The sequence below is a fragment of the Streptomyces sp. NPDC020299 genome, from assembly GCF_044387825.1.
Lineage (GTDB): Bacteria > Actinomycetota > Actinomycetes > Streptomycetales > Streptomycetaceae > Streptomyces.
This window is the reverse complement of record NZ_JBIRWL010000015.1, coordinates 242,231-252,992: the sequence shown is the minus strand read 5'-3', so window position 1 is coordinate 252,992 and position 10,762 is coordinate 242,231. Positions and strand designations below refer to the sequence as shown.

At 69.0% G+C, this 10,762-nt stretch carries 10 protein-coding genes; 2 read left to right on the top strand and 8 right to left on the bottom strand.

Annotation, left to right across the window (positions count from 1 at the left end):
* Positions 1-259: 259 nt before the first annotated feature.
* The 3 genes from ACH45E_RS33275 to thyX form a co-directional block, all read right to left on the bottom strand.
* Positions 260-1,945 (bottom strand): ribonuclease J, encoded by a 1,686-nt coding sequence (locus ACH45E_RS33275; protein WP_361446968.1) that lies wholly within the window; start codon positions 1,943-1,945, stop codon positions 260-262.
* Between the two features lie 167 nt (positions 1,946-2,112).
* Entirely contained in the window at positions 2,113-3,012 is a 900-nt protein-coding gene (gene dapA, locus ACH45E_RS33270) for a 4-hydroxy-tetrahydrodipicolinate synthase (protein ID WP_361446970.1), read from the bottom strand.
* A 192-nt stretch (positions 3,013-3,204) separates the two neighbouring features.
* A complete protein-coding gene (gene thyX / locus ACH45E_RS33265; RefSeq protein WP_361446971.1) occupies positions 3,205-3,945 on the bottom strand; it encodes an FAD-dependent thymidylate synthase in 741 nt (246 codons plus the stop codon).
* 201 nt (positions 3,946-4,146) lie between these two features.
* Between thyX and ACH45E_RS33260 the strand changes: the two genes are divergently transcribed.
* The gene (locus ACH45E_RS33260; protein ID WP_361446973.1) at positions 4,147-4,383 is read left to right on the top strand and encodes a hypothetical protein; all 237 of its coding nucleotides are present in this window, start codon (positions 4,147-4,149) and stop codon (positions 4,381-4,383) included.
* A 90-nt stretch (positions 4,384-4,473) separates the two neighbouring features.
* Entirely contained in the window at positions 4,474-5,028 is a 555-nt protein-coding gene (locus tag ACH45E_RS33255) for a hypothetical protein (RefSeq protein WP_361446975.1), read from the top strand.
* Between the two features lie 78 nt (positions 5,029-5,106).
* On the opposite strand, the gene ACH45E_RS33250 is transcribed toward ACH45E_RS33255, so the two are convergent.
* The 5 genes from ACH45E_RS33250 to rpsO form a co-directional block, all read right to left on the bottom strand.
* Positions 5,107-5,559, bottom strand: a complete 453-nt coding sequence (locus tag ACH45E_RS33250; protein ID WP_361446977.1) for a hypothetical protein — start codon at positions 5,557-5,559, stop codon at positions 5,107-5,109.
* A gap of 16 nt (positions 5,560-5,575) precedes the next feature.
* Positions 5,576-6,328 carry a 4-hydroxy-tetrahydrodipicolinate reductase gene (gene dapB / locus ACH45E_RS33245; RefSeq protein ID WP_361446979.1) on the bottom strand — a complete coding sequence of 251 codons (753 nt, stop codon included), beginning with the start codon at positions 6,326-6,328 and terminating at the stop codon, positions 5,576-5,578.
* A gap of 36 nt (positions 6,329-6,364) precedes the next feature.
* Positions 6,365-7,744, bottom strand: a complete 1,380-nt coding sequence (locus ACH45E_RS33240) for a pitrilysin family protein (protein WP_361446981.1) — start codon at positions 7,742-7,744, stop codon at positions 6,365-6,367.
* Entirely contained in the window at positions 7,741-9,960 is a 2,220-nt protein-coding gene (locus ACH45E_RS33235) for a polyribonucleotide nucleotidyltransferase (RefSeq protein ID WP_361446983.1), read from the bottom strand. The genes ACH45E_RS33240 and ACH45E_RS33235 overlap by 4 nt, the downstream gene beginning before the upstream one ends.
* A 367-nt stretch (positions 9,961-10,327) precedes the next feature.
* Positions 10,328-10,615, bottom strand: a complete 288-nt coding sequence (gene rpsO, locus ACH45E_RS33230) for a 30S ribosomal protein S15 (protein ID WP_005479656.1) — start codon at positions 10,613-10,615, stop codon at positions 10,328-10,330.
* Positions 10,616-10,762 lie beyond the last annotated feature (147 nt).

Below are 10,762 nucleotides of genomic sequence, written 5' to 3'. Positions count from 1 at the left end.
CGACTCTATCAGATCTTTTCTCGATCCGATTTCCTCGGTGCTTTCCAGGTTCCCGCTCTCGCGTTTCCCTTTCCGGCGGTTCCGACTTTATCAGAGGTTCTGAGTCGGATTTTCCACCCGGCCCGGGAGACCAACATCCAGCGCATGAAGCACTTGGGTTCCCGATCGAGCGGAGCCGTAAACCTACTGGAGCGGGGCGCCCCGATGCAAATCGAGGTGCCCCGCTCCAGGTTCACGCGTACGAGGGGTCGTACGCAGGTCAGACCTCCACCACCACCGGGAGGATCATCGGCCTGCGGCGATACGTGTCCGAGACCCACTTGCCGAGGGTCCGGCGGATGAGCTGCTGGAGCTGGTGGGGCTCCACGACCCCGTCCTGGGCGGACCGCTCCAGTACTTCCGTGATCCTCGGGATGACGTCCGTGAAGGCGGAGTCCTCGATGCCGGAACCACGGGCCTGGACGTGCGGGCCCCCAGTGATCTTGCCGGTGGACGAGTCCATGACCACGAAGACCGAGATGATGCCCTCGTCGCCGAGGATCTTCCGGTCCTTCAGCGCCGGCTCGCCCACGTCACCGACGGAGAGCCCGTCGACGTACACGTAACCGGCCTGGACCTTGCCGGAGATCTTCGCCTTGCCCTCGACGAGGTCCACGACCACGCCGTCCTCGGCGATCACGATCCGGTCGTGCGGGACGCCGGTCAGGGCGCCCAGCTCGGCGTTGGCCCGGAGGTGGCGCCATTCGCCGTGCACCGGCATCAGGTTCTTCGGGCGGCAGATGTTGTAGAAGTACAGCAACTCGCCCGCGGACGCGTGGCCGGAAACATGCACCTTGGCGTTGCCCTTGTGGACGACGTTCGCGCCCCAGCGGGTCAGACCGTTGATCACGCGGTACACCGCGTTCTCGTTCCCGGGGATCAGCGACGACGCCAGGATGACGGTGTCGCCCTGGACGATCCTGATCTGGTGGTCGCGGTTGGCCATGCGCGACAGCGCGGCCATCGGCTCGCCCTGGGAGCCCGTGCAGACCAGGACCACCTCGTGGTCCGGGAGGTCGTCGAGCGTCTTGACGTCGACCACCAGACCCGGCGGGACCTTCAGGTAGCCCAGGTCGCGGGCGATGCCCATGTTGCGGACCATCGAGCGGCCGACGAAGGCGACCCGCCGGCCGTACTCGTGCGCCGCGTCCAGAATCTGCTGGATGCGGTGCACATGGCTGGCGAAGCTCGCCACGATGATCCGCTTGCGGGCACCCCCGAAGACCTGGCGCAGCACGTTGGAGATGTCCCGCTCGGGCGGCACGAACCCCGGGACCTCGGCATTCGTCGAGTCGGCGAGGAGGAGGTCGATGCCCTCCTCGCTCAGCCGCGCGAACGCGTGCAGGTCGGTCAGGCGGTTGTCCAGCGGGAGCTGGTCCATCTTGAAGTCGCCCGTGTGGACCGCCATGCCGGCGGGCGTCCGGATGGCCACGGCCAGGGCGTCGGGGATGGAGTGGTTGACCGCTACGAACTCGCAGTCGAAGGGTCCGATGCGCTCCCGGTGCCCCTCGGCGACCTCGAGCGTGTAGGGGCGGATGCGGTGCTCCTGGAGCTTGGCCTCGATGAGGGCGAGGGTCAGCTTGGAGCCGATCAGCGGGATGTCCGGCTTCTCGCGGAGCAGGAAGGGGACGCCGCCGATGTGGTCCTCGTGGCCGTGGGTGAGGACGATGCCCTCGATGTCGTCGAGGCGGTCTCTGACGGACGAGAAGTCCGGCAGGATCAGGTCGATTCCGGGCTGCTCCTCCTCGGGGAAGAGCACTCCGCAGTCGACGATCAGGAGACGGCCGCCGTATTCGAAGACCGTCATGTTCCGGCCGATCTCGCCGAGGCCGCCGAGCGGGGTGACCCGCAGGCCGCCCTCGGGGAGCGGCGAGGGCGGGCCCAGTTCAGGATGCGGATGACTCAAAAGACTCTCCTCACCACACACGCCACGTACCGGTTGGGCACGTGGCGCGCGTGACGTTCGTGCAGAAGCAGTTGTCGTTGTGGGGTACGGGCACCGGTGGCCCGCTGATTCGGTTGGTTTTCAGTTGTTGAGCCTTGGCGCGCGGCGGGACCGCGCGAAGTCTGGTGTTAGAGCTGTACCCCGCCGGCAGCAAGATCGATCTTGAGCTGGGCAATCTCCTCGGGCGCGAGCTCGACCATGGGCGGGCGCAGCGGTCCGCCGGGCAGGCCATGGAGCGCCAGCGCGGCCTTGGTGGTCATGACGCCCTGGGTGCGGAACATGCCGGTGTAGACCGGGAGCAGCTTCTGGTGGATCTCGGTCGCCTTCTGGACGTCGCCGGAGACGAAGGCCTCCACGAGGGCCCGCAGATCGGGGGTGACGACGTGGCCGACGACCGAGACGAAGCCGACCGCGCCCACGGAGAGCAGGGGCAGGTTGAGCATGTCGTCGCCGGAGTACCAGGCGAGGCCGGACTGGGCGATGGCCCAGCTGGCGCGGCCGAGGTCGCCCTTGGCGTCCTTGTTGGCGACGATTCTCGGATGCTCGGCGAGACGGACGAGCGTCTCGGTGTTGATGGGGACGCCGCTGCGGCCAGGGATGTCGTAGAGCATGACCGGGAGCTCGGCGGCGTCGGCGATGGCCGTGAAGTGCCGGTACAGGCCCTCCTGGGGGGGCTTGTTGTAGTACGGGGTGACGACCAGCAGGCCGTGTGCGCCCACCTGCTCGGCGGCGCGGGCCAGCTCGATGCTGTGGTGGGTGTCGTTGGTGCCGACTCCGGCCACGACGTGGGCGCGGTCGCCGACCGCCTCCAGGACGGCTCGTACGAGGTCCGCTTTCTCCGCGTCGCTGGTGGTGGGGGACTCGCCGGTGGTGCCGTTGATGATCAGGCCGTCGTTGCCTGCGTCCACCAGGTGCGTGGCGAGTCGCTGCGCGCCGTCGAGGTCGAGTGCGCCGTCCGCCGTGAAGGGCGTGACCATGGCGGTGAGGACCCGCCCGAAGGGGGTCTGCGGAGTCGAGGTCGGAGCCATGGGTAACACGCTACTCGCTGCGCAATGAGTGGTCTGCCCGCGGGGTGCCGGGAAAGTCTGGACAAATGCGGAACCCGGCACTGCCTGCTCGGGGGTTCAAGCAGTGCCGGGTCCGTTCGATCAGGCTAGATGAACTTCTCCAAATGCCGCAATACGGACACTTCGGGAGGCTGACCGCACATGTGTGCCGCGCTACGGCGCGACACGGCCGTTGGCGTTGAAGGCGGCGTACGTGAGCGGCATGAGCCTGGCCCACTCCGCCTCCATCCTCTCCCCGACCATCTCGATCTCCCGCTGCGGGAACGACGGCACCTTGGCCAGCTCGTGCTGGGTGCGCAGGCCCAGGAAGTGCATCAGCGAGCGGGCGTTGCAGGTCGCGTACATCGAGGAGAACAGGCCGACGGGGAGGACCGCGCGGGCCACCTCCCGGGCGACGCCGGCGGCGAGCATCTCCTGGTAGGCCTCGTACGCCTGCCGGTAGGAGTCCTCCATGACGCGGCCGACCAGTTCCTGCTGCGCCTGGGTGCCCTCGACGAAGACGTACTTGCCGGGGCGGCCTTCCTGGACGAGCTTGCGGGCCTCGTCGGGGACGTAGAAGACCGGCTGCAGCTCCCGGTAGCGCCCGCTCTCCTCGTTGTACGACCAGCCCACGCGGTGCCGCATGAACTCGCGGAAGACGAAGATCGGGGCGCTGATGAAGAACGTCATCGAGTTGTGTTCGAAGGGGCTGCCGTGCCGGTCGCGCATGAGGTAGTTGATCAGGCCCTTGGAGCGCTCCGGGTCTTTGTCCAGCTCGTCCAGGGACTGCTCGCCGACGGTGGAGACGCGCGCGGCGAACAGCACGTCGGCGTCGGACGCGGTGTGCTTGACCAGCTCGACGGTGACGTCGCTGCGGAAACCGGGCTTGAGGTCGCCGGCGGGTGTGTCGGTCACGGCTCGGAGGGTCCTTCCCACTGCTTCTCTCGGGCGGCGCCCACTCTACGGCCCGGCTCTGACATCGGGCCGTTCGGTGCCGGGACGCGACATCTTCGGTGAAGTTCTGTGAATTCGGGTCAAGGGGGCACCTTTTGGGGGACTCGTGCGTCTGTGTTGGTGAGACACAACAGTTCGACCCCGAGAGGAGACGCGTTACCGATGTTCCGTCGGCGCGAGCCCGTACCCTTCGCCTTCGTCGCCGAAGCCGACAAGTTCCGCAGCAATGTCACTCCCCCGGCCCGTGAGCGGGCCTCCGTCGGCCAGATGGCCGGGCGCTGGCTGCTCGGGCTGACCCTCGTCGCCGGGCTGGTGGGCTCCCTGGTCATCGGCACGCCGGCGCTGTCGACCCCGACCGCTGCGCAGACACAGCAATCACAGGCCTCACAGGGCCACTGACTCTTCCGGACCCCCTCGGGTGGTGAGCGGGAACACCGGCGGATAGCCTCACCGGGCACAGCCCACGCATGGATCGAGTGAGGAACCGCCGTGCCCCTGCCCTTCCTGGCGGCCGACCGCACCTTCGAGGCGACACCCGACAGCGCGCTGCCGTACGACGACCGCGACCGCTGGCGCCGGCCCTACCGGCCCGGCCCGTGGCGCGTGGCCGTGGCGGCGTTGTGCCTGATGATCGCCTCGTTCGTGCTGTTCGCCGCGGTTCTCATCGCTCTGACCGGCTCGCCGTCCTCGGCCGGCGCGGTCCTCGGCGCCGCAGTGGTGCTCATGCTCGGCTCGCTGCGGCTGCTGCGCATGGGCGTCTGGGTGAGCGGGCGCGGAGTGCGCCAGGTGGGCTTCCTCCTCACCCGCACCACGCCCTGGGAGCGGATCGTCGCGGTGCGCACGCTGCAGCAGCCGGTGCGCTGGCTGGGGCTGCCCCGCACGGTGCAGGGCCAGGCGCTGACCCTCGTACGCCGGGATCGCGGCGCGCAGGACCTGCCGCCGCTGCTGACCACGCACAACATGGACTTCCTGGGCCGGGCCGCCGCCTTCGACCGGGCGGCCGACGCGCTGGAGGCGTGGGCGGCGGAGAACCAGCGGGGCTGATCGGCTGCCCCGGGAGCAACACAAAAAGGGGCCGGTCCGCGGTGGTGCGGACCGGCCCCTTTCGCGTCGGTGCGGTGCTCAGGCCTGGACGGGCCTGCCGTCGTGCAGGGCGATCGCCCGTTGCATCGCCTTGCGGGCGCGCGGGGTGTCACGGGCGTCGTGGTAGGCGACGGCGAGGCGGAACCAGCTGCGCCAGTCGTCGGGGGCCGCCTCCGTCTCGGCCTTGCGCTTGGCGAAGACCTCGTCGGCCGAATCACGGTCGATGCGGCCGCCGGGGGTGCGTTTCAGCTCGTCCACGGGCAGGCCGCCCTCTGCGTCGAGTTCCGCGGCGAGCTGGTTGGCCTTGCGGACCAACTGGGTGTTCTTCCACAGGAACCACAGGCCGATCACCGGCAGGATCAGGACCGCGATCCCGAAGGTGACGGTGAGGACCGTGCCGGACTGGATGAGCATGACGCCACGGCTGCCGACCAGGACGAAGTAGAAGACCAGGACGGCGGCCGTGACGGCATAGGAAATCTTCGCGCGCATGTCAGGAGGCCCCGGATCAGCCCAGGTCCAGGAAGTGCTCCAGGCCGAAGGTCAGGCCCGGAGTGGTCACGACGCGGCGCGCGCCGAGCAGGATGCCCGGCATGAAGCTGCTGTGGTGGAGGGAGTCGTGGCGGATGGTGAGGGTCTCGCCCTCGCCGCCCAGCAGTACCTCCTGGTGGGCCAGCAGGCCGCGCAGGCGGACGGCGTGCACGGGGACACCGTCGACGCTGGCGCCCCGCGCGCCGTCCAGGGCGGTGACCGTGGCGTCCGGAGCCGGGGCCGCGCCCGCCTGCCGCCGGGCTTCTGCGATGAGCTGGGCGGTGCGCGTGGCGGTGCCGCTGGGGGCGTCCACCTTGTTCGGGTGGTGCAGTTCGACGACCTCGACGGACTCGAAGTACGGCGCGGCGATCTGCGCGAACTTCATGGTCAGTACGGCCCCGATGGAGAAGTTCGGGGCGATGAGCACACCGGTCTGCGGGGACTGTGCCAGCCAGCCCCCCAGCTGTGCGAGGCGGTCGTCGGTCCAGCCCGTCGTCCCGACCACCGCGTGGATGCCGTGGCGCACGCAGAAGTCGAGGTTGCCCATGACCGAGGCAGGGGTGGTCAGCTCGACCGCGACCTGGGCACCGGTCTCGGCCAGGGTCTCCAGCTTGTCGCCCCGGCTCAGGGCGGCGACCAGCTCCATGTCCTCGGCGGCCTCGACGGCCCGTACCGCCTCGGCACCGATGCGTCCCTTGGCCCCGAGGACCGCCACGCGCAGCTTGCTCATGTCTGTTGCTTCCTTAGCGAGGGGATGGCGAGGGGATCAGGCCACGGCGTCGTGCAGCCGTGCGGCCTGCTTGTCCTTCAGCGGACCGATGACCGACAGCGACGGGCGCTGTCCCAGGATGTCGCGCGCCACCGCGCGCACCTCGTCCGGCGTGACGGCGGCTATCTGGGCCAGCATGTCGTCCACGGACATCTGCTCGCCCCAGCACAGCTCACTCTTGCCGATACGGTTCATCAGCGCGCCGGTGTCCTCGAGGCCAAGGACCGTGGAGCCCTGGAGCTGGCCGATGGCGCGGCCGATCTCGTCGTCGGACAGGCCGTGCTCGGCCACGTGGTCGAGCTCGTCGCGGCAGATCCTGAGCACGTCGTGCACCTGGCTCGGGCGGCAGCCCGCGTACACGCCGAACAGGCCGCAGTCGGCGAAGCCCGAGGTGTACGAGTACACGCTGTAGGCCAGGCCGCGCTTCTCCCGGACCTCCTGGAACAGGCGGGACGACATGCCGCCGCCGAGGGCCGTGTTGAGCACGCCCATGGCCCAGCGGCGGTCGTCGGTGCGGGCCAGGCCGGGCATGCCGAGCACGACGTGCGCCTGCTCGGTCTTGCGGGCCAGCAGTTCGAGGCGGCCGGCGGTGCGGATGCCGCGCCGTCCGCCCCGTGCGGCGAGCGGCGCCGAGTCGTCGTTCTTGAAGGCGCCCGCCTTCTCGAAGGCGGCGCGGACCTGTCGTACGACCTTGTTGTGGTCGACGTTGCCGGCGCATGCCACCACCAGATGGGTGGGGTCGTAGTGCTTCTTGTAGAAGCGGCGGATGCGGTCGGCGGTGAGGGCGTTGACCGTGTCGACCGTGCCGAGGACCGGGCGGCCGAGCGGGTTGTCGCCGAACATCGTGTGCGCGAACAGGTCGTGCACGCAGTCGCCCGGGTCGTCCTCGGTCATGGCGATCTCTTCGAGGATCGCGCCGCGCTCGACGTTGACGTCTTCTTCGAGGATGAGGGAGCCGGTCAGCATGTCGCAGACCACGTCTATTGCGAGCGGCAGGTCGGTGTCGAGCACGCGTGCGTAGTAGCACGTGTACTCCTTCGCCGTGAACGCGTTCATCTCGCCGCCGACGGCGTCGAGGGCGGCGGAGATGTCCAGGGCGGAGCGGCGCCGCGTGCCCTTGAAGAGCAGGTGCTCCAGGTAGTGCGTGGCGCCGTTCAGGGACGGGGTCTCGTCGCGGGAGCCGACGTGCGCCCAGATACCGAAGGTCGCGGAGCGCACCGAGGGCAGGGTTTCGGTGACGATGCGCAGGCCGCCCGGGAGGGTGGTCTTGCGGACCGTGCCGATGCCGTTCGTGCCTTTGATGAGGGTTTGGGTACGGGCGACGGCCCGCGCCTCCGAAGAGGTGCGGGCCGTCGCCTTGGAGCTACGGGACGTCACTGCTCGGCGTCGTCCTTCTTCGTCTCGTCAGCGTCCTCGCCCTCGATCACCGGAATGAGGGAGAGCTTGCCGCGGGAGTCGATCTCGGCGATCTCGACCTGGACCTTCTGGCCCACGCCGAGCACGTCCTCGACGTTCTCCACGCGCTTGCCGCCGGCGAGCTTGCGGATCTGCGAGATGTGCAGCAGACCGTCCTTGCCGGGCAGCAGGGAGACGAACGCACCGAAGGTGGTCGTCTTCACGACCGTACCGAGGTAGCGCTCGCCGACCTCGGGCATCGTCGGGTTGGCGATGCCGTTGATCGTGGCGCGGGCGGCCTCGGCGGAGGGGCCGTCGGCGGCACCGATGTAGATCGTGCCGTCGTCCTCGATGGTGATCTCGGCGCCCGTGTCCTCCTGGATCTGGTTGATCATCTTGCCCTTGGGGCCGATGACCTCACCGATCTTGTCGACCGGGATCTTGACGGTGATGATCCGCGGGGCGTGCGGGCTCATCTCGTCGGGCCGGTCGATGGCCTCCATCATCACGTCGAGGATGTGCAGGCGGGCGTCGCGGGCCTGCTTGAGGGCCGCGGCGAGGACGGAGGCCGGGATGCCGTCCAGCTTGGTGTCGAGCTGGAGGGCGGTCACGAACTCCTTGGTGCCGGCGACCTTGAAGTCCATGTCGCCGAAGGCGTCCTCGGCACCGAGGATGTCGGTGAGGGTGACGTAGTGCGTCTCGCCCTCGACCTCCTGGGAGATCAGGCCCATGGCGATACCGGCGACCGGGGCCTTCAGCGGCACACCGGCGTTCAGCAGCGACATGGTGGAGGCGCAGACCGAGCCCATGGACGTCGAGCCGTTGGAGCTGAGCGCCTCGGAGACCTGGCGGATCGCGTAGGGGAACTCCTCGCGCGAGGGGAGCACCGGCACGAGGGCGCGCTCGGCGAGGGCGCCGTGGCCGATCTCGCGGCGCTTCGGGGAACCGACGCGGCCGGTCTCACCGGTGGAGTAGGGCGGGAAGTTGTAGTTGTGCATGTAGCGCTTGCGGGTCACCGGGGAGAGGGTGTCCAGCTGCTGCTCCATGCGGAGCATGTTGAGGGTGGTGACGCCCAGGATCTGGGTCTCGCCACGCTCGAACACGGCCGAACCGTGCACCCGCGGGATGGCCTCGACCTCGGCGGCCAGCGTGCGGATGTCGGTGACACCGCGGCCGTCGATGCGCTTCTTCTCCTTGATGACGCGCTCACGGACCAGGGTCTTGGTCAGGGAGCGGTACGCGGCGGAGATCTCCTTCTCGCGGCCCTCGAACTCCGGCAGGAGCTTCTCGGCGGCGAGCTGCTTGACGCGGTCCAGCTCGGACTCGCGCTCCTGCTTGCCGGCGATGGTGAGCGCCTGGGCGAGCTCGGGGCGGACGGCGGCCGTCAGGGCCTCGATGACGTCGTCCTGGTAGTCCAGGAAGATCGGGAACTCGGCGGTCGGCTTGGCGGCCTTCGACGCGAGGTCGGCCTGGGCCCGGCACAGCACCTTGATGAAAGGCTTCGCGGCGTCCAGACCGGCGGCGACGACCTCCTCGGTGGGCGCCTCGACGCCGCCCTCGACCAGCTTGATGGTCTTGTCGGTGGCCTCGGCCTCGACCATCATGATCGCGACGTCGCCGTCCTCCAGGACGCGACCGGCGACCACCATGTCGAAGACGGCGTCCTCGAGCTCGGTGTGCGTCGGGAAGGCGACCCACTGGCCGCGGATCAGCGCGACGCGGACGCCGCCGATCGGGCCGGAGAAGGGAAGTCCGGCCAGCTGCGTGGACGCGGACGCCGCGTTGATCGCGACGACGTCGTACAGGTGGTCGGGGTTGAGCGCCATGATCGTGGCGACGACCTGGATCTCGTTGCGCAGGCCCTTCTTGAAGGACGGGCGCAGCGGGCGGTCGATCAGACGGCAGGTGAGGATCGCGTCCTCGCTCGGCCGTCCCTCACGGCGGAAGAAGGAACCGGGGATCTTCCCGGCCGCGTACATGCGCTCCTCGACGTCCACCGTCAGTGGGAAGAAGTCGAGCTGGTCCTTGGGGTTCTTGGAGGCGGTGGTGGCCGACAGCACCATGGTGTCGTCGTCCAGGTACGCCACGGCGGAGCCGGCGGCCTGCTTGGCCAGGCGGCCCGTCTCGAAGCGGATGGTACGGGTGCCGAAGGCGCCGTTGTCGATGACGGCCTCGGCGTAGTGGGTCTCGTTCTCCACTAGCGTTTTCTCCGTTACTTGTCGTCTTTCGTCCCTCCTCACCCGTGTGGCGGGGGGACGGTGGCGGAGAAGCGCTCCGTCTGGTGCGGGCCGGTCTTCGATCGAAGCACCCGGGGCTCACTTCCCCCGGGGGCCACTACCGAGGACCGGCGGCGGCGAGGCGCGCTTCTCCTCTTCTTGTCGTGCTGTGCCGTGTCCTTGTCGTGCTGTGCCGTGCGTATTGCGTTCTGCTACCACACTACAAAGCGTGGGTGACACTCCGCACGTTTCCGACGTACGGCAGCACGTACGACAGCACGTGCGGCAAGCACATACGGCAAAGGGAGCGGCCCCCGAACCCTCCGGGAACCGCTCCCTTCACAGCGTCCTACTTGGCGCCCGCCGCACCACGGCGGATGCCGAGGCGGTCGACCAGCGCACGGAAGCGCTGGATGTCCTTCTTCGCCAGGTACTGCAGCAGGCGGCGGCGCTGACCGACCAGGATCAGCAGACCACGGCGGGAGTGGTGGTCGTGCTTGTGGGTCTTGAGGTGCTCGGTCAGGTCGGAGATCCGGCGCGAGAGCATGGCGACCTGGACCTCGGGGGAGCCGGTGTCGCCCTCCTTGGTACCGAACTCGGTGATGATCTGCTTCTTCGTAGCGGCGTCGAGCGACACGCGTACTCCTCATAGTCTGCGAGTGGCCACCGAGTGCCCCCGGTCTTCATCTCGGGGAGGCTTCCGTTACTCGGAGGCGGGGGTCCGCTGGGCGCGGCCTCCAGGGCCTGCAGGGGTGCCTGCATGGCTCCGGGGGTGCGTACACAA

What these genes read in the sequence shown, in the direction of transcription:
- dapB (WP_361446979.1), bottom strand. Translation starts at nt 6,328, where the DNA reads ATGAGCAAGCTGCGCGTGGCGGTCCTCGGGGCCAAGGGACGCATCGGT.
- dapA (WP_361446970.1), bottom strand. Translation starts at nt 3,012, where the DNA reads ATGGCTCCGACCTCGACTCCGCAGACCCCCTTCGGGCGGGTCCTCACC.
- ACH45E_RS33260 (WP_361446973.1), top strand. Translation starts at nt 4,147, where the DNA reads ATGTTCCGTCGGCGCGAGCCCGTACCCTTCGCCTTCGTCGCCGAAGCC.
- ACH45E_RS33250 (WP_361446977.1), bottom strand. Translation starts at nt 5,559, where the DNA reads ATGCGCGCGAAGATTTCCTATGCCGTCACGGCCGCCGTCCTGGTCTTC.